Source organism: Streptomyces sp. NPDC006384, assembly GCF_042870695.1.
Lineage (GTDB): Bacteria > Actinomycetota > Actinomycetes > Streptomycetales > Streptomycetaceae > Streptomyces.
Map to the genome: position 1 here is coordinate 1 of NZ_JBIAHR010000039.1, position 21880 is coordinate 21880.

A 21880-nucleotide genomic window follows, 5' to 3' on the forward strand; every position below is an offset into this window, starting at 1 on the left:
CCCCCCCCCCCCCCCCCCCCCCCCCCCCCCCCCCCCCCCCCCCCCCCCCCCCCCCCCCCCCCCCCCCCCCCCCCCCCCCCCCCCCCCCCGCCCCGAACGAGAAGGACCGAGATGGACGACAACCTTCCCGCCCTCCAGATCACCATCCACGACACCACCAGCAGCGACCTGCCCACCGTCCTCCACACCCTCAACACCCACCACCTCACGACCGACTTCACCGCCGACGACACCCACCCCCTCACCGACCTCCAGGCCGGCCACACCTACGTCACCCGCGCCGGCGCCGACACCGCCGAACACCTCGCCACCACCCTCATCACCACCGCCCCCCACACGGTCTTCGAACTCGTCAACGATCCACACGAAACCCAGGAAGGCACCTACATCGGCCACGTACCCAACACCGGCACCTTCCGCGCCCAGTGCAACGCCGACGGCGTCCCCCTGGTACCGGCCGACGACCTCGCACAGTCCCTCGCCGACGCCCCCCGGACCTCGGTCGAGATGTGGCTCGCCACCACCGCCCCGGGCCTCCTCGGCACCCGCGTCCGCGCCGCCCTGCGCGCCTACACCGAGCTTGTGCGGTGCCGGTTCTGTCGCCGCACCACGCCCCTCGCCACCGCCTACCCCCACGCCGGACGGTACGTCTGCCCCGACTGCTGGGACGACCGCCTGTACGCCACCGCCTGACCCACCTACGACAGGACCCCGACCCATGACCACCCCCGACGCGTCCCCGCCCGCCGAACAAGCCCTCACGCACGGCCAGACCACCCACTGCACCGCCTGCGGCACCGCCATCGTCTGGTACTACGACGACCCCGACGCAGGCACCCCCTACGGGCACTGGTTCGACACAGAGGACCGCGACCTGTGCCCGGCCACCGACGAGACCGCCGACGACCCCGGCCACACCCCGGCCGACCTCCACCCCATCCCGCGCACCACCCCCGAAGGCCACCTCGCCGTCGAACTTCGCGACGCCTCCACCACCCTCCACACCCGCACCCCCGCAGACGAGTTCGTGACCCTGACCGTCGTTGTCAGACGGGGCGGCGAGCAGGGGGACCCCTGCGAGGAGCTGCTCGCCGACCACCCGGACGTTCAGTTCGTCGGCCACCGGGACGGAATCACCCCGGCCGCGCTCGCCCTCGGCGCGGACCCGCGTAGCTGGCGCTGACCGAACCCGCCCTCACCCGAGACAGGACAGATCCCGTGAGCCCTGACCCCAACACCAGCCCCAGGCCCAGGCCCGGACTCCCGCACCGCCCCGGCTACAGCTTCACCCTGCCCGCCACCTACGTACGCTTCACCGTCCGCGCCGACAGCGAAGCCGCCGCCGACACCGCGGCCTGCTCCCTCGGCGACCAAGTCCACGACCCCGCAGCACTGCACCACCTCGGCATCGAGATCACCGAGGTCGCTTTCGCCGACGCCGGCGAAGTCGAGCGAGACAACACCCCCGCCCACCACCCCGACGAGGCCGACACCCCCGAATGGACCGTCACCGGTGTCCGCTGGAACGAGGCCCCCGAGGACGTCGTCGCGCTGACCGCACTCCCCGGCACACACGAGCCCGCCAGCCACAGAGTCTCCGACGAACTGAGCGGATGGGTGCGCCACCTGCGCGCCCCCGACGCCGACACCGCGCTGCGCCTCGCGCACGCCTCCGCAGCCTCACCCGAAGCCGTCGCCGCCTTCCGCGCCGACGACGCCTGACCCCCAACCACCCACCCGGAGAAGACCCTGCGATGACCGACAACCCCAACGCTCACTCGATCCACCCACCCGCCACCCCTGACCAGCTCCGCACCCGCGCCCAGGCCCTCTCCCGCCACATCGACGCCCTCGCCACCCTGCGCATCGCGGCCGAGGACCCCGAGATAGGCCAGGCCCTCGCCGCGCTGCTCCCCGAACGCCTCGGCGGTGTCTCCTTCACCCCTCACGGCCTGGCCGAGCAGATCGCAGACGCCCAGCGCGAGGAGACCAACCTCAACCACCAGGCGACGCACCTCGAACACGACCAACAGAGCACCCTGCGCCCTGGCACCAGGTTCCCCGCCGACCTCCTGCCCGCCGTCCCCGCCGACCGCTGGAACGCCGAGAAGGTCTCCGACACCACCGTGGACGACGACGGCCAGCTCGCCACCACCGTCTACACCCTCGACGCGCCCACCGCCGACGAAGCGGAACGCCGACTGCTCGCCTGGATCAGCCACACCTACCAGGACGACCTCAACGGCGCGACCGCCACCGCCACCCGCCCCAGCCAGCCCGGCCACTACACCGTCTACCTCACCCAGCCAGTCCGCTACTGACCCTTCTCCGCGAACCCGCCCCACGGGCCCCGGCACCACACGTGCCGGGGCTTTTCACGCCCCCGCGCACACTCGCTTCCCGCCCCACGGGACGCACCCCCCGCACCTCCCACCCCGCAGGTACCGTCACCCCTCACAGACCACCCGCACCCTGGGGGAGGGGAAACGCCAGTGACCACCGCACCGCAGCCCAACCGGCCCGCCGACACCAGCGCCACCGTCGCCGAACTCGCCACCATCCTCGACACCGTCGCCCTCATCCGCATCACCGAACCCGACCGCTCAGGACGTCCAGCAGACACCACCACCCACTGGCTCACCGGCGTCAACCGCGTCACCGAGATTCCCACCCGCGACGGGACCAGGTACGAGATCGCCAACTCCGGCTTCTCCCTCCCGCGCCTCCCGGGCGACCACACCGTCGACGTCTGGCTCGCCCCCGCGCCCACCCCCGCCCCGACGCCCTACGCCATCCCCGCCCCGGCCGTCCAGCAGTACGCCGCCGCACCCCAGCAGCAGTACGTCCCGCCCGCGGTGCCCGCCCCGGCCGTCCAGCCGCCCGCCGCCCAGCAGCAGCCCCAGTACGCCCCCCAGCCGGCCGCCCCCCAGGCCCCGGGCGAACGCGCCGCCGCGCCCTGGATGACCCAGCCCCCGACCCCCGCTGCTCCCCAGCAGCCCCAGCCGCCCGCCGCTCCCCAGCAGCCCGCCGCGCCCGGCTACCCCGCCCAGGGCCACTACCACCAGCAGCCCCAGCAAGGCGGCGCCGCTCCCGGCGTCCGCTGACCGCCACCCAGGGACACAGGGACACCCAGGGACACACTTCCCGGCATTCCCCACGCCGCGCCCCCGCGCCCGCCCAGGGACACGAAGGGACACACCTTCCGCATCCCGCTACGCCCTACACCGCCCCGGCCCCCGACCCCCTCGGGTCCTCCGCACCCCCCTCCCCGGCCATCACCACCCCGGCCGGCCGCGCCCCGCCCGCGCCATCGGGCGCCACCGGCCGCGCCCCGCCCGCCGCGCCCCCGTCCCCAGCACCGGAGGCGTCCACCGGCGCCTCAACACCGCCGCCCGACGCCGACCGCGCCGCCGCGCCCCGAGCGCCATGCTCCCGCCCCTGCACCGGCTGCGCCTGGACCAGCCGCCGCAGCTCCTGCACATCCGCCCGCCGCAGCCCCAGCCGCTCCGCCACCGCCCCCACCGGCTCGTCCTCACCCAGCATCGCCACCACCGCCGCCCCGGCCTCCACCCGCGCCGCCTCCACCTGCTCCACCACCCGCTCACGGATCGCCCGGATCTCCCGCTCCCCCTCCTCCCGCGCCAGGTCCTGACGCTCGCTCGCCAAAAAGAAGTCCGTCGCCCGATCCAACAGCCGCTGCTGCCGAGCCATCGGAGCCATCGCCAACTGCTGCGCCCGCTCCCGCGCCGCCACCACGTTCGCCGCAGCCGACGCCTTCGTCTTGGGCTTCCTCGCCATGTCCACTCCCCATCCGGCCCCGAACCGTGGGCTGCGCCCGGACGGCACCCTGCCGCCCTCGCCGGGAACCCGCACAGGCAGCCTCACCCGACACTCCCGCCTGATCGAAGCGCTTACCCCGGCCAGTTGCCCGTGCTCCCGCCTCACGGGCCATGACCATGATTTCTGCCCACCCAGCGGGAGGGGGCAAAGTCGACCCAGCGCCGTTCTCCGGGGCGCTCTCCGTACCCCGCTGCTCATTGCTGCTGATGTCTGTGCAGGTCACCGGCTTGTCCTGGGTTGGAAGAGGGGCAGGACAGGACAACGGCATGACACCTCTTGCAACTCTGATCGCCTCGTAGCTTCGACGGCGTGGTGGTCGACATCCGCAAGCTGACGGCGGCCGCGGGGTACCGGTACCTGCTCGCGCAGACGGTCCGCGCGGAGTCTTTGCCTGCCGCCGACGGCTCCCTGAACGCCGGCGCCCCGCCGGGGGTGTGGATGGGACGCGCCGCCGAGACCCTCGGGGTGGCCGGACAGGAGGTGCTGCGGGCACAAGCGGAATCCCTGTTCGGTCTCGGCCGCCATCCGCGGGCGGCCGAGATCGCGGCTGAGCGGATCGCCGCCGGGGGCAGCGAGAAGCAGGCATGGCGGGCGGGGAAACTGGGCGCCGCCTACTCCCAGTTCAACGACTCCACCGCCACCGACCCGCTGCTGGAGCGCATCGCGCACGCCCTCGAGGAAGCCGCCGAGCGCAACGGAGGACCGCTCACCGACGCCCAGCGCCGCGCGATACGCCGGCACGTCGCGGCCCAGTACTTCCGCGCAGAGTTTCACCGTGGCCCGGCCTCCGTGGAGGAGCTCGACGGCTACCTGCGGATGCACACCCAACCAGTGCGCCAGCCCTGCCTGGGCTGGAGCTTCGTGGCCGCCCCGCAAGGCTCGCTGCAGGCCTTGCGGATCCTGGGAGGCGAGGAGATACGTGAGGTCATCGACGCAGCCCACACCGAGGCGCTCGAGACGGCCCTGTCCTGGATCGAGAACCACGTGCTGGCAACCCGGGCCTCCAGCAAGGGCAGCATCGCCCAGGAACAGGTGACCTCCGGCCTGGTCGCCGCCCGGTGGCGGCACTACACCGCGCGCGGGGATCCGGGCGACCCCAACCTGCACGATCACATCATCGTCGCCAACCGGGTCCAAGGCCCGGACGGGAAGTGGCGCACGATCGACGCGCGGCCGCTGCTCGCTCACGGAGTGACCATCAGCGAGCTCTACAACTCCACCGTCATGCGGCTGGTGTCCGAGCGCCTGGGGCTCGCGGTCCGCGAGCGGATCACAGCTCCCGGCCGGCGGCCGGTACTCGAGATCGCGGGCCTTCCCGACGAGCTCATCGACGCGTTCAGCACCCGCGGCAAGACCGTGAGGGCAGAGCTGGAACGCCTGGTCGCCGACTACTACGCCCGCCACCAGCGCACCCCACCCCCGGCCGTCTGGTACGCGCTCGCGCAGCAGGCCGCGGTCACCAACCGGCCCGAACTCAGCGCCGCGCGGCCGCTGCGCACCCTGCAGAAAATCTGGTTCACCGCCGCCCGCGCCGCCCTCGGCGACGTCGAAGCCCGCCCCGACGAGGCCGTCACCCAAGCCCTGCTGGACGCCGTACGGCAGGCCGCCGCCGACGCCGAACCGGCCCCGGACGAGGCCGACCCGGACACCTTCGAGCAGCAGATCGCCACCGCCGCGCTGGCCGAAGTCACCGAACGCCGCAGCGTATTCGCCGCCCAGCACGTGCGCGCCGAAGTGCTGCGCCAGCTCGGCTACCACCTCGCCCGCAGCCCCCTGCCGCAGGGACTGGCCCTGACCGAGGCGACCGAGCGCATCACCGCCCGCGCACTGTCCGACCCCACCCTCGAGGACCCGGTCGTCGACCTGCGCCCGCCGTCCCTGGTCGACCTGCACCCGGAGCAGCAACGACCCGACGGCAGCAGTGTCTTCCTGCGCGCCGAGGCCCCCGCCTACACCACCCGACGGCTCATAGCCGCCGAGGAGGACCTCCTGGCGGCGGCCGACACCCTGGTCATCCCCGCCGCCGACGCAGCCGACTTCGCACGCGCCCAACGCCGCCATCCGCACCTGGGCGCCGCCCAAACGGCCCTGGCCCGTTCCTTCGCCTGCGGCGACAAACTGCTGCTGTGCGGTATCGGCCCGGCCGGCTCCGGCAAGACGTCCGCGATGAAGTTGGTGGCCGACACCCTGGCCGCCTCCGGGCGCCGCCTGATCGCCCTGGCACCCTCCTCCCGAGCCGCCCAGGCCCTCACCGACGACCTCGGCGCGCCCGCCACCACGCTGCACGCCTGGCTGCACCACCGTGACCAGCATGCCAAGGGACTGGCCGAGGAACGCTTCCCCCTCGCCCGCGGCGACGTGATCGTCGTCGACGAGATGGGCATGGCCGGCACCCTCAACCTGCAGCGGATCCTGTCCCAAGCACGGGCCGCAGGCGCCCACGTCCGCCTCCTGGGCGACCCGCTACAGCTGTCAGCCGTCGACGCCGGAGGCCTGCCGCGCCTGCTTGACCGCCACCCCGACACGGTGCGCCTGGACGAGCTGCACCGCTTCACCACCCCAGGGGAAGGCGCGGCCACCCTCGTCCTGCGCGACGGCGATCCGGCTGATGCCTTCACCTTCCACCGCCACCACCGGCGCATCCGCTCCGGAGACCCGGCCGCCATGCTCGACGCGGTCTACGCGGCCTGGAGCGCGGATGTCGCCGCCGGGCTGAGCAGCGTCATGACAGCCCCCGACGCGGCCACCGTGCGCGAGCTCAACGCCCGCGCCCAGACGGCCGCCGCCGCCCGAGGACTGCTCGACGTCACCGCCCACCGCCAACTGCGCGACGGCACCCGCGCCCACGCCGGCGACACCATCGTCACCCGCCGCAACAACCGTGCCCTGCCTGTCCAGAACGGGCGAGACTTCGTCAAGAACGGCGACGCCTGGCGGGTCCTGGCCGTCCACCCAGACGGCTCCCTGACGGTAAAGAACACCGTCCACCACGCCACGATCACCCTGCCCGCCGACTACACCGCCGCCCACGTCGAGCTGGGCTACGCGGCCACCGTCCACCGCGCGCAGGGCATGACGTGCGACACGGCCCACGCATACGCCACCGTCTCCTCCTCCCGCGAGAGCGTCTACGTCCAGCTCACCCGCGGACGGCGCACCAACCGGCTCTACCTAGGCATCACCGAACCCAGCGACGACCCGGTGGCCGACGAGGCCGCCGCCCTGCACCAGATCGCCCACGCCCGCCGTGCCGCGACCTCCGCCCACCAGCTCCTGCGCGACCTGCAGGACGATGCCACCAGCCCGGCCGTCCACGCCGCCCAGTACGCCGACACCGCCGCCCGCGCCGCCACCGCCCGCGCCCGGGCGCTGCTGCACGAGATCCTGCCCGCCCTGGCCGCTCAGGCTTACACCGACGAAGGCTGGCCCAAGCTGCTGGCCGCCCTCACCGCCGCCGAGCTGGCCGGCCACAGCACCCGCCGCATCCTGGCCCGGATAGGCACCGAACCGGTCGACGACAGCGGCGAGGACGACACCGCCACCGTCCTGGCCGACCGCACCTACCAGCTCGTCGCCACCACCCCGCGCCCCGCCCCCGACAGGCCGCTGGCCGCTTACAGCGACACCCAGCTCGCCCGCCTGACCACTCTCGCCCTCACCCACCGCGCCCACCTCCAGCGCCGCGCCCCCAGCGCCAAGGAGCGCTACCGCAACGCCCGCTCCCGCGCCCGCGCCAGCCGCTTCGTCGAACTCATCAACGCCGAACGCGACCTGCGTGCGCGCCTGCCCGACCGCGCTTCCCACCCCGCCCGCCACAGCGGACCGGTCCCCGATTGGATCGCCGACGCCCGCCTCGAACACGATCCGGACACCCCGGCCGACTGGCGCGGCCACCTCGCCGAACGCCGCCGCGTCCTGGGCCAGCTACTGGCCGCCCGAGGCCTGCAGCTGGCCCAGCAACCCCCGCCCTGGGCCACCGCTCTCGGCCCCGTACCACCCCAGGGCACCTGGCACCGCCACGCCTGGCAGACCACCGCCGCACTCGTCGAGACCTGGCGAAACCGCACCGCCTCCCTGCCCGACACCGACGGCACCGGCCCGCTGCCACGCCCCACCAGCGGCCACGACGTGCCCGCCTACAACGACCTCACCACCCGCATCCGCACCCTCACCCGCCCCGCCGTCCACGACGCCACCACCACCTGGCCCACCGCCACCACCGCCTGGCAGACCGCCCTCGACGGCACCCCACCGCCCGCCGCCTGGATGGGACAGATGCCCCCGCCACGGCCCGACGACCCTGCCCACCGCGCCCGCTGGTGCGCCCTGTACACACGCCTCGCCGCCTGGCACCAGCACCGCCCCGATCTCGGCGGGCAGCTGCTCGGCCCGCCGCCCGACGACCCTGCCGACGCCCACACCTGGCGGCAACTGCGCACCGAACTGGATGCCCTGACCACCACTGCTCCGCCCGCACAGCAGCCCGTCGCCCCCGCCCCACCCGCGCCGAGACGGCCCGTCCGGTGAACCACCGCCAGCCCACCGCGGCGCGCGCACCAGCCAGTCTGCGGGCCCGCTGGCGCGATCTGCCACGCCACGCAGCCCTGCTGCAGCGCCGCCTGGGACCGCCCGCCCGCACCCGCATCTCCCGCGCCGCCGGCACCACGCTGTGGCTGCTCCAACTCACCTACGCCCACGCCCAAGGACGCCTCCTCGCCCACGGGGGAGCGCTCCTGACCGTCCGCGGCCCGGTCATCGCACTGCCCCGCGCCCTGGCCGCAGCCTGCGCCCTGTTCTTGGCCGAACTGGTCCTCACCACGGCCCTGCTGCTGCCGACCGCCCTCGGCGCAGCGGCCACGGCCGCCGGAGTCCCGGCCCCCTGGACGCGGTGGAGCACGACGGCCATCGCCACGCTGATCACCACCCTGTTGCTGGCCAGGCTCGCCCGCCAACTTGCCGCCGCCTGGCCCGCCCGTGCGGTGGAATCCTGCCGCCGTGCGCGACTCCGCACCGGCGGAACCTGGTGGACCGTGGGCAACCTGGCCTGCCGCGAAGATGACCCCGCCTCCGCCGCCCACCTAGTCCGCACAGCCCTCGCCTACGCCGACGCCCACAACGTTGGAGCCGTCGCCGCCGCCCGCACACCAGCTCTACAGAGCACCTACCGGCGCTATGGATTCATCCCCGATCCGGACCACCCGCCCGCCCTGGTTCGGCCCGCTCCAGCCATCGGGCGAGCCCCGTCGCACTCGCTTTGACACCACACGCAGTCGGCCGCATCCGGCTCTTGCCATTCCGCCCACAGGGCCACAGCTTCCGATGGGCACGGCGGTGAACGGGCACGGCCGAGGGATGAGGCCACAGCTCCGCCGGATCGGCGCACGCCCCCGTTGCCTTCGGGGACCGATACCGCTGGTCTGTGGCTTCGCCCTCTCAGGCAGTCCAGTCCATGGAGCCGACGGGAAAACATGTCAGTGTCCGGACGCTGGACGCTCCACCTTCTTGGCCCGGGTCGTACCCCTGCCCTCGGTTGTGTCGGACCCTGCGCCACGGCTCACTGGTGGTAGTACGACAGCGCTCTCCACCTCGGTCGGCACCTCGCTGCGTGACTTCCCCAACCAGTGGGACCGTCGCCGATGCGCATGCGGATCACCCGCGCCCGTCCATCCATTCCTCGGCCCGGCGCCGCCAGTGCAGGGGGCAGTCGGGGAACTGGGCCGCGAGTTCGTACAAGGGAGCCGCCGCCGTGTGGACCAGCGGACTGCGGCCCAGTCCGTGCGCGTAGCCCATACGGGACGTCACGAACGTGCCGACAGCGCGCAGCAGCACCCCGGTTGCCAGGGACTCGGTTTGCTCCGCTGCTGCGGCTGTCAGGCGCTGACGCAGGTATGCGGCGACCTCCGCGATCTCGTCTGCGGTGGGCAGGGGCAGGTCGACGTCCGCATCGGCTGGGAACACGTCGTCGGTGGCACTCATGATCCCTGCTCCGTCCGCAGCGTCGGCCCAGGGCCGCTAGCTGTGCGTTGCTCGTGGGCGTGGAGCGCGCCACGTAGCGGGGCGGCCTGAATGATGAGCCGCGCCGTACAGGCGGCGGGCGGTGTGGGGCTGGGCTCGGACACGCGAGGAGACTAGCCGAATCACCCACGATGAGAAGCCGCTCGCCCTGTGAGGACGGCTCTCCGGTGGCCTCCAGTGCCTCCTATGCGCGTCCGCGAAGAAGCCCGCCACCCCTCGGCCGTAACCCCGATGCCGGATGTCCGACCGCCTTCGGTCGCCGCTCGCACTCCCGTGGTGGGCTGGCCAGTCGACCGGCTTGGGAAGGTTGCCGCACGACAAACTCGGGCTGGGCAAACCGACGCCAGGCGCTGCGCTACTGGAGCTCTCCGGGATAGCCAGGCTGCACCGGGTACCCGCTGGCCGGACCACCGGGCCACGCTTCCTGAGGGTGGGGCGGATAGCCGCCCGGCCCTCCTCCGCCGCCTGAGGCGGGCTGCCGGGGCTGGGAAAACCCCTCGGCGACCAGCGCGCAAAGAGTCAGGTACGCCTCGCGGACCTTGGGCCGCATCAGGTCCAGATCCACCTCGGCGCCAGCCGACAGATGCTCGTCGAAGGGGACCGAGACCACCCCGCGGCAGCGCTCGCTGAAGTGCGCGACGATGTCCTCTACCTTGATCATCCGGCCCTTCTCCCGCACCCCGGAGACCACCGTGAGGCTGCGCCGAACCAGGTCGTTGTAGCCGTGGGCGTTGAGCCAATCCAGCGTGGTGCTCGCGCTGGACGCGCCGTCCACCGAGGGCGTGGCGACGACGATCAGTTGGTCGGCCAGGTCCAGGACGCCGCGCATCGCGCTGTAGAGCAGACCGGTGCCCGAGTCCGTCAGGATGATCGGGTACTGGGCCCCCAGGACGGCGATGGCCCGCCGGTAGTCGTCGTCGTTGAAGGTGGTGGAGATGGCCGGGTCGACGTTGTTGGCGACGATCTCCAGGCCGGAGGGAGCCTGCGAGGTGAAGGCGCGGACGTCGTGGTACGTGCGCAGGGAGGGGATCGCCTGCACCAAGTCGCGGATGGTGGCGCCGGTCTCGCGGCGTACGCGCCGCCCGAGCGTTCCGGCGTCCGGGTTCGCGTCGATCGCCAAGACCCGGTCCTGCCGTTCGCTGGCCAGCGTGGAGCCCAGCGCGGTGGTCACGGTGGTCTTGCCGACGCCGCCCTTGAGACTGATCACGGCGATCCGGTAGCAGCCGCGCACTGGAGTGCGGATCACCTCGAGTTTGTGCTGCAGCGCGGCTTCCTCCTTCGCGCCACCGAGCCGGAACCGCGAGGGCCGGGCGCCCGGGCGGCTGCTGCGGGCCTTGCTCTTGCCGCCGCGCAGCAGCCGGTCGGAGGACAGTTCGGTCGCCGCGCTGTGCCCCAGCGGTGCTGCCGGGGCAGGGGCGTGCCCGGCCGGGGGAGCGGCAGGGTAGGGGAGGGGCGCCGCGGGAACAGAGCCCGGAGCCACCGGCGCCGCAGCGTCATAGCCCGGCGCCGTGACCTGCCCCGGATACGCCGGATCAGCCGGGCCGGCACCCGCAGCCGGGTACCCGGGCAAGGCAGCCGGCGCCACCGGCGGGGGATACCCGTAGCTTGGGCCTGACCCGGCAGGCGCGGCGGGCGGATACCCGTACGCGGGCGCTGCCGGACCGGACGGGACGTGCGGCGCGCCGACGTGCGGCCCGGGCTCCGGCAATGCGGCGTACCCCTCGGGCGCCGGGACCTGCGCGGCCGGGAAGGGCGCGGCGGCGGGCGGAGCGGCGGCTGCGGGGGCTGGGCCGGGCGTGGGAGCCGCCTGCGCAACGGCGTTTTCCGGGTCGGCGAACAACGCGGGCGGCGCCGGGAATTCCCCGCCGCCCTGGCCCTGCACGACCACGGCGGGCGCGGGCGCGGGGACCGGCTGTGGCGCGGCCACTGCGGCGGTGGCCCGCGGGGAGGGCACCGCCGCAGGACCCGCGAGTGGCTGGGTGTACCAGCCTCCTGGGGAGGTATAGGGGAAGTCGGCATCGCCGCTGGCCCCGGCCCAGCCCCTGCCGGCTCCGGGCCAGGCTGTGGCCGCATCCTGGTCGCTGTGCACGCTGCCTCCTGATGGTCGACACCGCCTCGCGCCGGGCGGCTCACACGGATCTGCTGCCGCGCGGCGCGCGGTACGGGCAGGCCGCGGGCCGCCGGGCAGGGGGAGGGGCGGCGGCCCGCGGGGTCAAAGGGGGTTATGCCGAACGGCCGGACGGACCGCGTCGCTTGGCGCGCCGCGCCGCCTTCTCGGTGTTGGCGGCCCGCTGCAGCGACCGGAAGGTACGCCCTCCCTGGCGGGCCCTGAGATGGGGGATGTTGTTGGCGGCCAGACCGAGCGTCTCCGGCCCGTATACCGCGCGCAGATCCGAGGGGGTCTGCGAGGTGTAACCGGCTTCCTCGAGCGAGTCCTCGTCGGGGAAGACGTCGGCGTGATGGTGCAGCAGCGGGTCGATCAGGTCGTCCTGCGTGCCGCCGTAGCTGTAACGCCAGCGGAAGTTGGCGGGCGGATCGGGCCGCACCCACTTCTCGAACAGCGCGACCTGCTTGGTGTAGCTGTAGAAGATCACGTGCTCGGCGGACCGGAAAATCCGCAGCCATGCCTTGAGGTACGGCAGCGACCAGTAATCGCCTGCGTCATGGACCCTCACGTGGACGGGCTGGCCGTCGGCGGAGCGGTAGCGGCGGTGCTGCAGCTCGGCGGTCATCTGTGCTTCCCAGCCCGGCAGATCGTCCATGACGTACTGCATGTTGCGCTGGTGCGCGGCGAGTACGTTGCGGAATCGGTAGGTCCCCGCCTTCGCGTAGCAAAGGTCTTCGCAGACTCCAGCCGTTGGGCAGGCGTTGTACTCGCGGCCGTCGGGCAGGCGGCCTTCGTGGGCGGGCAGCGTCCATCGGTAGATGCGCTCGGACGCGCAGCCAGAGCGCATCACGGTCAGCAGGAACCGGGGCCTGGCGGGTGGTGCCGGATGCTCCCGGGCAGCCGGTATCGGTGCGTCCGTCACAGAGACCTCCCGGAGGGCGAGGGCGAACAAGAGCTGAAGTCTGTGCCGGGCCACCGGTCCGGTCCGGCCGGGAAACCGCCTGGAGGGCAGCACACCCCGCGCGCTCCCGGCTCACGGGCCAAGAAGCCTGCTTCGGTGACCGCCACACGACCCGCGCCGCTGCCCGCCCTGCGGACCGGTGGCGAAGAAGTGGGCCGCCACACGGGAAGCGGCCCGCTGCGCGCTTGCCCCCCAGCCCCGAGCCCCGCCCATAGTGATCACCGGCGCCGCCGGTCGCGGCCGCGCCCCACCTCACACGAAAGGGACGGCGCCCATGAGCACCCCCCAGCGCACCCCCGGCCGCCAGTGGACCGTCCGCGTCACCGGGAGGGCCGACCGCCAGGCACAACTGTCCTGCAGCGACACCTGCGACCTGCCCGAGCGCTCCCGCGACCTGCGTCACCTGGCCCAGGCCGCTATCAACCACCTGGCGCACCACGCGAACACGGCCCGCGCTCCGCAGCCGGCCCGCTACTGCGCCTGCCAGTGCGCCACCTGGCACCGGGACGTCAAGACCGGCAGCTGCGCCGGAGAGATCGCCTTGATCCTGGTGTGCTCGATGCCGGGCCGGGTCTGGCACCTGGCCGAAGTCTGCACCTCCTGCGTCCGCCACATCCCTGGGGGACGCATCGTGCGCACCGCGAAGCGTCCGGCCCGCACCACTCCCGCCTCGGCCGCCACCGCTCGCGCCCCCCGTCCGGTTCCCGGAGGCTTCGCCGCGGCCTGATGCGGCGCGCCCACCTCTCACCCACCCCGTCCCCGGAGGCACTGACCATGCGCGGCCACGCCGACCGCGGCCGCCCCGCTCTGCGCACCCCCCGGCTGCTGACCGGGCCGCTGGGCTGGGTGGCCAACCCCCTTCTGCGCCGCGGCCTGCGCATCCCCGCAGCGGCCGCCGTGGCCCTGGTACTGGTGGCTCTCGCCGGCGCGGTCTCCTTCCTGTTGCTGCAGCTCGCCTCGGCCAACCTGCTCCCGGCACCGCTGGTCCTGCTGGCCGGCCTGGGCGGCAGCGTCCTCGCCGCAGCCGCCTGGCTGGGCGGCGCGGCACTGCTGCTGACCGCCCCGTTCTGGATCACAGCCAGCATCCTGGACCACGGCAGGCGATAGCGCCGGGCCCCACCCGCCAGTCGCAGCGGGAGCAGCGGGTGCCCGCCGTACGGGCGGGTAACGAAACCCGCTGCCCTCCAGCCGGGACACGGCCGCCCGCAGCCCTCCCACGGCCTTGTGGCTCCGGCATCGCCTCACCCAACCTCGACGGGCGACGCCCCCTTGCCCCCGCCTCCCCGGAGCTGCCATGCCCGCCGCCGTCCTCGACGACGCCACCGCCTACCTGCTCGCCTCCGGCGAGCTCACGCTGACCCGCCTGGCCCGGGCCGACGACCTCGACCAGGTCAACGCCCTGCACGCGCGCTGCACCCTGGCCACCCGCTTCAGCCGCTACCAGGCCGCCCGCCGAGATCTGCGGCCCGCCGAGTGGCGCCAGATGACCGACCCGGTCCGCGGCACAACCTGGATCACGGCCCTCGCCGACGAGCCCGAACAGGCCATCGCCGTCGCTCACTTGATGCGCACCGACCGCGACGGCGTACGCGAACTGGGCCTGCTCATCGAGGACAACTGGCAGCGCCAGCACCTGGGCACCCAGCTCACCGGCCACGCCATCGCCCACGCGGCCGCCCTCGGCTGCCACACCGTCGCGGTCATGACAGGCGCCGACAACCGGGCCATGCTCGCCATCGCCCGCAACCGGGGAGCGGTTCTCCCACCGCCCACCTCGTCCACCATCGACCTCGACATCCCGGTCACGGGATGAGCCATGCACCACGCCCCCGCCCGCCCAGGCAGCCTGCCTCCGCCACCCGTCCACCACTACCTGCCGCGCCCCGACGGCGCCCGACTGGCCCTCTACACCGACGGGCCCGACGCCGCCCCAGTGACCGTGGTTCTCGCCCACGGCTGGTGCGCCACCGCGAGCATCTGGCACGACCACGCCCGCCACCTCGCCGCCCGCGGCATCCGCGTCATCCGCTACGACCAGCGCGGCCACGGCGCCTCCCTGACCGGCACCAGCACCGCCTCCACCCGGCTGCTCGCCGACGACCTGGCGGCAGTGCTGCGCCACACCCGCCGCCGCTCCCGGGTCGTGGTGGCCGGGCACAGCATGGGCGGCATGGGGGTCCTGCAGCTCGCGGCCCACCACCCTGCCGTCGCGGCCGGCCTGTCAGGAGTCCTACTGATCGCCACCAGCTCCGGCCAGATGGACCTGACCGGAACCCAACACCCCCCGCTGGAACGTCTCGTGGGCAGGGCGCGCCACATCATCGCAGCGATGTGCCTGCGGCTGCCCGGTCCCACGCAGACCGTTCGCGACCTGCTGTCGCCCGCCAGCGACCCCAGGCCGCCGATCGACGTCGCGGCCGACTGGTACCGCGCGGTCACCGAGCACCACATTGAGCCCGGATCCCTCGCCTCCCTGTCCGCCGTCCGCGTCCACGTCATGGCGGGAGAACGCGACCGCCTCGTTCCGGCCGTCCACGCGCTGCGCCTGGTCGCCCAACTTCCGCACGCCCACCTCCATGTGGTCCCCGCTGGCCGCCATGGTTTGCCCAGCGAACAGCCAGCCCAGGTCCTCGCCGTGCTCGAGAAGCTGTGCGGACTCCCGCGGACCCAACCGCACCACCACCCCCTCCGGCGCCTGCGCAGCGCCTGAGTGCCCGCCCGGCGGGAGCGGCCCGGCGGAATCCGCGGCGCCGGACGGGAACAGGCAACCCGACTGCCCGCCTGCCGGGCACACGGCCACGGCGCCCCCACTGCTCATCCCAGGCTGTACCCCGCCCTGGCCGCTGACGCCGGTGGCGCCAGTTCCCAGGGCGCCGGTCGCACAGCGCGCCCACCCAGCCGCGACGAAGGGGAACCTCATGCAGCTTCGCGCTCCCGCCCGCCTGGCCGCTTCGGCCATGCTCGCCCTGTCGGTGACCGCCGGCCTGGCCGTGACCACCGCCCCGGCCGCCAGCGCGGCCGAGATGCCGTGCAAGCCGCGCGTCTACTACGAGATCAACACCAACGGCGTGAACTTCAGGACGGGGCCGTCGACCGGCTACGCGTCCAAGGGCCTGCTCTACAAGGGCGACTGGGGCAAGAAGATCGCCACCAAGGGCTCCTGGATCAAGCTCCAGCTCGGCCAGAAGTCCAAGACCGGGCTGGCCAAGAACAGCACCGGCTGGGTCGCCGCGAAGTACGCCTGGGACTGCGTGCCCATGCAGCTCGACTGACCGCCGCGGCCCGGCAGCGCACCGCGCACAGGTCCGCAGGCCCTGCCAGCACCATCGCACCGCGCCGCCACGACCTGACAGCCCCGCGTCTGCCGTCGGGCCCCGACTCGGCGGCAGACGCGGGCAGGCCCAGTCCCCCCACCTGAAGGAGCAACTGCGTGACAGTCCAGCGCGCCAAACGCGCCCTCCTGGCCACCACGATCGGCCTGTCCGTCGCGGCCGGCGGCCTGGCCACCGCATCGACGGCACAGGCCGCCGACACCGGGCACACGAAGATCAGCTGCAGCGCGGTCAAGATCCGCAAAGCCCCCTCGAAGACCGCCACGGTCCTGGGCATCGGCTACCGGGGCGACAGGATCGCCTACGACCAGTGGGCCTACAAGAAGGCCGAGAAGACCTGGTACACCCGCGGCACGGTGACCCGGAAGTCGGACGGCAAGAAGGTCCGCGGCTACGTCGTCTACAAGTGCGCCAATCCGTACGGCGGTTGGCCCGCACCCACCCCGCCGATCCCGAAGTAGAGCGGCATCTCCGCCCACGCACCGATTCGGCCCGGGCAGGGCTAGCCCTTCACCAACCGCCCGCAGCACCCGTCATTTCCCATCCCACGTCCCGCGAAAGGCATCTTCATGATCCGTCGCATCACGACCCGCGCCGCAGTCCCCGCCGTCCTGGCGATGGCCGCCGCCGCGGCCCTGACCGTGACCACCGCCCCGGCAGCCCACGCCGTCGGCGAGAACCGCCAGTGCAGCGTGGACTGGGAGCCCGACTTCGGCGCCACCGTAGGCAAGAACGCCTGGAACTTCCGCTCCGGCCCGTCCACCGGCTACAAGAGCCTGGGCTACCTGAACCGTGGCGACAAGCTCAAGGTGTTCTGCAGCAAGGGCAGCTGGAACTACAGCCAGCTCACCGCCCGCTCCAAGTCCGGGATCCCCAAGTACACCAAGGGATGGGTACGCAACGACGGTCTGATCAACCTGGCCGGCTGACGCCCCACCCCCGCCGCCGCGCTGCAGGTTTCCAGATCCCGTGGCCACTTTCCATCAGTGATGGCCACCGCGTGGCCAGTAAGACGCGGGGATGGGAATCCGCAGATGAAGCGCCCCTGCCGAGCCAGGGGCGGCACCGCGGCAGAGGAAGTGGCCAGCGAGCGGGACGACCACGAAACCGCTGGTCAGAGCGATTTCAGTGGACAGCCCGACGCGGGACCTACACGCGCCCACCACCCCCTATCAACGGCCCGGCCATGAACAGGCCGCCAACCCACTCGTTTCCTGGAGGAAGCCACCATGCTCGCGCTCAAGCGCACCGCTGTCACCCTGCTCGCCGCCGCCGCTGTCACCGGCACCACCCTCGCCACCGCCGGAACGGCCTCCGCGGCCAGCTACAACTGCACGACCAGCAGCAGCAAGTCCTTTGACGATCCGTCGTACAACGGGCCCGACTCGGACAACTGGGAGTTCGACGTCAAGCTGTGCGCCAAGCGGTCCGGCGGCTACATCTACACCACGGCCACGGTCTACTGGGACGGCCCCTACTCCTCCGGCACGAACAACCACTTCACCTTCAACAAGGCACGCTTCGTCCTCCAGACCAAGAAGAGCACGAGCGGCACGGACCCGGTCGTGAAGTCCGCCAGCTACACCGGACTCGAGGGTGCGCTCGAAAACAGCAGCGCCACGGGCAACGGCTCGTACCAGACAGGGACGCTCAAGTACAAGGCCACATCGGCCCGCTACCTCGCCGACGGCTACATACAGCTGGACTGGTCGGGCGACGGCCGCGACTACAAGGCCCCCATTCAGTTCTCCGCATCCCCGACCGTGTAGCGCCGCTCCGTCTCGCGCAGATGCTTCCGCAAGGGATCGAGCCACTGAACTACCGCCGCCCTCGCCTCGTCCGGTGATGGCCAGGCGGGACGAGACGGCCCACCCCGGCCCGCCCGCCGACCCTCTCAGCACACTGGCTGCCCGCCGGGCGGGAGTGAGACGGCCACCCCGTCAGACCGCCTTGGCACCAGCCCGGCCTGCTGCTGAGATCAACCCCGTAACAGCCCGCTGCACCACTGAACCCACGAGGAGTCCTCATGACCCGCCCGTGCAAGTCCGTCCGTCCGGCCCTGATGTCCGAGCGTCCGCGTCTCGCGGAGCGCCCGTTCCGCCCGGGGGCGGAGCTCGACGCCCGGCCGTAATGGCCGCCGGCCCCCGGCCGACGATGCGCCCGCCCGGTGCCACCAGCCCGGGCGGGCGCGCTCGCGTCCGCACACGGCGGGCCCGGCAGGCTTCCCACTGCCGGCCAGACGGGATCCCAGCGCATCCGCAGCCCGCGTGCCGGGCCACGGGCGACCAAACTCCCGCCGCCTCTTGCCGCACATCACCGGCGCCAGCCAGGCTCCACGGCACCGTCTGCCAAAGGAGCTCTGGCGTGCGACCTTCCCCCGACCTCGCAGGCAAGATCGAACGAGCCGAGGCGGCCGTCAACGCGTTTCTGCAAGCTCGCTCCCGAATGGATGACTTCGAGGCCGTGGCCCGAGCGGTACGCCGCTACCCCGGCCTCGATGCCGAGGGACGCACCCGCCGGGGCGAGGTGCGCCGCGACTACGCCGCCGTCGTGCTGCGCGACCTGCTGACCGACCTGGCGCTGTGGGAAGACGTCCACGGGCACGGCGGCCAGGAGATGCTGCGCCAGGTGCGCGCCCGGTGGAACCGGCACCCCTACAAAGAACTCGACGGACCAGGCCGGCATCTCGCCGCCGCACTCATCTCCTTCGCCGCCGAGCACAGCGTCTCCCTGCGCGACGCAGCCGACAGAGCGCTGGCGACCTACACCGAGGAGTGGCTGGACACCGAGAGCCACTGGAAACAGCACGCCGCTCAGGGCAGCGCCCCGCAGACAACAGGCCTGCGGTACTCCCTTCACCCCGCAGCCTCACAGCCCTCCGACCAAGCGGCCGAGGACCTCTACCTGCCCACCGCGATGGCCGCGCTCGGCGCCTTCCTCGCCCACGACCGCCCCGGCCACCCGACACAGATCACCCAACTGCTGGCCGACGGCAGTCATCGGCCGGTCGACCAGGCGGCGTTGTGGCAGGACGTCCTGGAGGAGGCCGGAACGCCAGGGGAGTGGCTCTACATCCGCGCCGCGCGGTTCGAGCAGGCCTACCTGACGTGGAAGGAGGCGGCGCATCGCGCCGATCCTAACTATCTCGAGCCGGTCTCCCGGGAGGTAAGCGAGGAGAGCAACCACTCGCCGGTGATGATCTTCAGTCTCCTGGCGGCGCTGAAGGCGAGAGACGAGTTCGAGTTCCAGCAGGAGGAGTACGAACGCTCCCCCGCCCAGGCCCTGGACGAGGCGCTGCGGCGATTCCTTAGGCGGACCGGCTTGCCGTACGCGCCCGACGACCCGGAGACGGCCGCCGCGCTCCTGGCCCACCTCGCGCAGATCCTCGACACCCAGGGGCTCCCCGGCCGCCTGCTCTTGAAGCCAACAGACACCACCGCGCCCGCCTGGCCCGAGCAGACTGGGCTGGCCGGGCAGATGGCGGCCCTGCTCGAAGAGCGGATGCGCGGCACCGAGGTGCCCTTCGCTGCCGTCCTCCAGCAAGCCCAGGTCACCTACGACACCCACTGGAGCGCCGAGCACGACCACCGTGCCGAGCAGAGCCGCAGTGGCATCCGGGACCCACGAAGCCCCGTGCGCTACATGCTGTCCGGGCCCGCCCTCACGTCGATCCCGGCCTACGAACAGCCCTGCCCCAACGCGGCCGTGGCGTGGATGGAGTTCCTGCAGCACGACAGCCCGCAGCGGCCCGTCGAGATCACCGCTGACCTCGCCGACGGCCGCCGGGTCACGGTCGGGCTGTCCGCCCTGGCCCAGGCCGCGCACCTTGAGCTCCACCATGACGACGCGTGGAACGAGTACGACTGGCCGATGGCTACTGACCGGACAGCGCGCGAGGAGCAGGCGCAGGCGTTCTGGCTGCGCCGGCAGCTCGCCAACGCCTCCGCCCGGCCCGACCGGGCCGCGCCCCGGCGCGAGCGGATCGAGGCGGTTTTCGGCTCCGCCGACCAGGCGCTGGCCTTCCTCCGTGACCAGGCCGGCCAAGCCACACCGTCGGCGTCGACGCGCGAGGCGGCCGCACTGCACCGGGCGGAGGCCGTCCTGACCCGCCTGTTCGCCCAGGTGCCTGACACGGGCAGAGCCGACCGGCTCCGCGATGCCGCCTCGGCGGTCATCGCCGAATCAGCGGCACGACAAAAGGACCTCGCCGCCGGGCCACCGCCGGCCAGCGCGCCCCCCGCTGCCGCAGAACAGACCGACCAGGCCCGGCACCAGCACCAGCACCAGCAGCCGGGGGGACCGACACCCGGTACCGCAACGCCGCACCGATGACGGCAGCAGCCGTTCACGGCCCAGGAAGCCAGCAGATGTCCAGTACGAGCCCGGCCTCCGTGGCCGCGCCGCCGCCACCGACCGCGACACGGGCCACCCAGCTGGCCACAAGCTCCCGGCGGGCGGACACAGGCATCTGATGGCGCCACTGGTACAGGGCGTGCCGCAGGGATACCGGCGAGGACAGGGCTGGCTCGCTGCCGCAGGCCACCAGGATCTCCTGCAGCCGGGCCAGCCCGGCCAACGCGCCGTCCGTGTACACGCGCGGCAGCAGCAGTTGCGCGACCTCATCCTCCAAGACCGACGCGGCCACCGGCGTGAAGCAGTCCTGGGGACACCGGTAGACCGGGCCCCACTCGTAGACCATGGCCGACTGGCAGACCGCACAGTGAGCGATGCCCGCCAGCACGGCCTCCGGCCACTGCGTGGAGTCCAGGTCCTGGCCGGGCAGCAGCAGCGGTTCGATGTGCAGGGCGATCTGCCGCAGGTCCGGGCGCCGGGCCGGTACGGATACGAACAGGGAGACCATCTGATAAGGCCCGTTGTCGGTGCGCCACACCAAGTCCAGGCCGTCCACGTCCGCGACCTCGGTCGCGCCGCGCGCCCACAGGTCGGGCGTGATCTCCTCGTACAGGGCCCGCAGGCCCGGGTCGAAGGGGGTCAGCGCGAGCGCCTCGCGCAGCACCGCGGCGAAGGTCCCGGCGACATCGGCCGCGTTGACCAATCGCCGGTGGGCTTCGGGCGAGCACAGGATCCAGCGCAGCAGGCTCCAGCCCGGCCGCCCCAGTTCGGGCAGCAGCCCCGTCGCTTCGTGGTTGGCCCCCACGATGCGCCAGGCGTGGTCCACCACGATGGCCGGCACCGTGAAGCCCTTGAGCGTGGCGGTGATGGCTGTGCCCAGAGGCCGTCCGCAGAAGTCCAGGCCGGTGCGGCTGCGGGCCTCGGTGGGGATCTGCAGGGCGTCGACGGCGGCGGTGAAGGCCTGGCTGCCCGGCCAGCCGGCCCCGGATTCGAGGGCTTCGTACTGCTGTGCGCTGATCCCCGCTGCCTGCGCGATGTCCCCGGTGGACCTGCCTGACCGGGTGCGATAGGTACGCAGGGTCTGCCCGACCGTCGCACTGAACATGCCCTGTAGTCCCTTTTCCGGGTGCCGCCCCCCGCCCGGGGCCTGATGGCGCACCACCATAAGCGCCTATGCCACGCTCAGTCACCAGGGTCAGGGGTGCTGCGGTAGAAAAGTGGTCACGCCCCGCCCTGGTCCGGACCTTAGTGCCTGCCCAGACGAAAAGTGAT

General features: G+C 72.9%; 21 protein-coding genes. 16 read left to right on the forward strand and 5 right to left on the reverse strand.

Going from position 1 to position 21880, the window contains the following annotated elements:
- Nucleotides 1-111 precede the first annotated feature (111 nt).
- From ACFYOJ_RS34545 to ACFYOJ_RS34565, 5 genes are all read left to right on the forward strand, one after another.
- Nucleotides 112-693, forward strand: coding sequence for a DUF3145 family protein (locus ACFYOJ_RS34545; RefSeq protein WP_356557772.1), 582 nt, complete (start codon nt 112-114; stop codon nt 691-693).
- 25 nt (nt 694-718) lie between these two features.
- Nucleotides 719-1183: a hypothetical protein gene (locus tag ACFYOJ_RS34550; protein ID WP_356557774.1), complete on the forward strand. Its 465-nt coding sequence runs from the start codon at nt 719-721 to the stop codon at nt 1181-1183.
- Nucleotides 1184-1218: 35 nt separating this feature from the next.
- Entirely contained in the window at nt 1219-1722 is a 504-nt protein-coding gene (locus ACFYOJ_RS34555; protein ID WP_356557775.1) for a hypothetical protein, read from the forward strand.
- A gap of 32 nt (nt 1723-1754) precedes the next feature.
- The gene (locus tag ACFYOJ_RS34560) at nt 1755-2321 is read left to right on the forward strand and encodes a hypothetical protein (protein WP_356557776.1); all 567 of its coding nucleotides are present in this window, start codon (nt 1755-1757) and stop codon (nt 2319-2321) included.
- Nucleotides 2322-2492: 171 nt separating this feature from the next.
- On the forward strand, nt 2493-3104 hold the full coding sequence (locus ACFYOJ_RS34565) for a hypothetical protein (protein WP_356557777.1): 612 nt from the start codon (nt 2493-2495) through the stop codon (nt 3102-3104).
- 115 nt (nt 3105-3219) lie between these two features.
- Here the strand turns inward: ACFYOJ_RS34565 and ACFYOJ_RS34570 are convergent, their stop codons facing one another.
- Nucleotides 3220-3798 carry a hypothetical protein gene (locus ACFYOJ_RS34570; protein ID WP_356557778.1) on the reverse strand — a complete coding sequence of 193 codons (579 nt, stop codon included), beginning with the start codon at nt 3796-3798 and terminating at the stop codon, nt 3220-3222.
- Between the two features lie 351 nt (nt 3799-4149).
- Between ACFYOJ_RS34570 and mobF the strand changes: the two genes are divergently transcribed.
- Complete coding sequence (gene mobF, locus ACFYOJ_RS34575) at nt 4150-8367, forward strand: MobF family relaxase (protein ID WP_356557779.1); 4218 nt, start codon at nt 4150-4152, stop codon at nt 8365-8367.
- Complete coding sequence (locus ACFYOJ_RS34580) at nt 8364-9098, forward strand: hypothetical protein (protein ID WP_356557780.1); 735 nt, start codon at nt 8364-8366, stop codon at nt 9096-9098. Before mobF ends, ACFYOJ_RS34580 begins: the two co-directional genes overlap by 4 nt.
- Before the next feature lie 391 nt (nt 9099-9489).
- On the opposite strand, the gene ACFYOJ_RS34585 is transcribed toward ACFYOJ_RS34580, so the two are convergent.
- The 3 genes from ACFYOJ_RS34585 to ACFYOJ_RS34595 all read right to left on the reverse strand — a co-directional run bounded on the left by ACFYOJ_RS34585 (nt 9490) and on the right by ACFYOJ_RS34595 (nt 12884).
- Nucleotides 9490-9816, reverse strand: coding sequence for a hypothetical protein (locus ACFYOJ_RS34585; protein WP_356557782.1), 327 nt, complete (start codon nt 9814-9816; stop codon nt 9490-9492).
- A 394-nt stretch (nt 9817-10210) separates the two neighbouring features.
- Nucleotides 10211-11335 (reverse strand): MinD/ParA family protein, encoded by a 1125-nt coding sequence (locus ACFYOJ_RS34590; RefSeq protein WP_356557783.1) that lies wholly within the window; start codon nt 11333-11335, stop codon nt 10211-10213.
- A 742-nt stretch (nt 11336-12077) separates the two neighbouring features.
- The gene (locus tag ACFYOJ_RS34595; protein WP_356557785.1) at nt 12078-12884 is read right to left on the reverse strand and encodes a hypothetical protein; all 807 of its coding nucleotides are present in this window, start codon (nt 12882-12884) and stop codon (nt 12078-12080) included.
- Nucleotides 12885-13197: 313 nt separating this feature from the next.
- Here ACFYOJ_RS34595 and ACFYOJ_RS34600 point away from each other — a divergent pair, with 313 nt between their 5' ends.
- The 9 genes from ACFYOJ_RS34600 to ACFYOJ_RS34640 all read left to right on the forward strand — a co-directional run bounded on the left by ACFYOJ_RS34600 (nt 13198) and on the right by ACFYOJ_RS34640 (nt 20587).
- Complete coding sequence (locus tag ACFYOJ_RS34600) at nt 13198-13650, forward strand: hypothetical protein (protein WP_356557786.1); 453 nt, start codon at nt 13198-13200, stop codon at nt 13648-13650.
- The gene (locus tag ACFYOJ_RS34605) at nt 13650-14030 is read left to right on the forward strand and encodes a hypothetical protein (protein WP_388598533.1); all 381 of its coding nucleotides are present in this window, start codon (nt 13650-13652) and stop codon (nt 14028-14030) included. Before ACFYOJ_RS34600 ends, ACFYOJ_RS34605 begins: the two co-directional genes overlap by 1 nt.
- A gap of 187 nt (nt 14031-14217) precedes the next feature.
- Complete coding sequence (locus ACFYOJ_RS34610; RefSeq protein WP_356557788.1) at nt 14218-14736, forward strand: GNAT family N-acetyltransferase; 519 nt, start codon at nt 14218-14220, stop codon at nt 14734-14736.
- 3 nt (nt 14737-14739) lie between these two features.
- Nucleotides 14740-15633 carry an alpha/beta hydrolase gene (locus tag ACFYOJ_RS34615; RefSeq protein ID WP_356557790.1) on the forward strand — a complete coding sequence of 298 codons (894 nt, stop codon included), beginning with the start codon at nt 14740-14742 and terminating at the stop codon, nt 15631-15633.
- A 208-nt stretch (nt 15634-15841) separates the two neighbouring features.
- Nucleotides 15842-16195, forward strand: a complete 354-nt coding sequence (locus ACFYOJ_RS34620) for a cell wall hydrolase (protein WP_356557792.1) — start codon at nt 15842-15844, stop codon at nt 16193-16195.
- A gap of 158 nt (nt 16196-16353) precedes the next feature.
- Nucleotides 16354-16716, forward strand: coding sequence for a hypothetical protein (locus tag ACFYOJ_RS34625; protein WP_356557793.1), 363 nt, complete (start codon nt 16354-16356; stop codon nt 16714-16716).
- 108 nt (nt 16717-16824) lie between these two features.
- Nucleotides 16825-17184, forward strand: coding sequence for an SH3 domain-containing protein (locus ACFYOJ_RS34630; RefSeq protein WP_356557794.1), 360 nt, complete (start codon nt 16825-16827; stop codon nt 17182-17184).
- 300 nt (nt 17185-17484) lie between these two features.
- A complete protein-coding gene (locus ACFYOJ_RS34635) occupies nt 17485-18024 on the forward strand; it encodes a hypothetical protein (protein ID WP_356557795.1) in 540 nt (179 codons plus the stop codon).
- A 595-nt stretch (nt 18025-18619) separates the two neighbouring features.
- Entirely contained in the window at nt 18620-20587 is a 1968-nt protein-coding gene (locus tag ACFYOJ_RS34640; RefSeq protein WP_356557796.1) for a hypothetical protein, read from the forward strand.
- A 13-nt stretch (nt 20588-20600) separates the two neighbouring features.
- Here the strand turns inward: ACFYOJ_RS34640 and ACFYOJ_RS34645 are convergent, their stop codons facing one another.
- Nucleotides 20601-21713 carry a helix-turn-helix transcriptional regulator gene (locus tag ACFYOJ_RS34645; RefSeq protein WP_356557797.1) on the reverse strand — a complete coding sequence of 371 codons (1113 nt, stop codon included), beginning with the start codon at nt 21711-21713 and terminating at the stop codon, nt 20601-20603.
- Nucleotides 21714-21880: the final 167 nt, after the last annotated feature.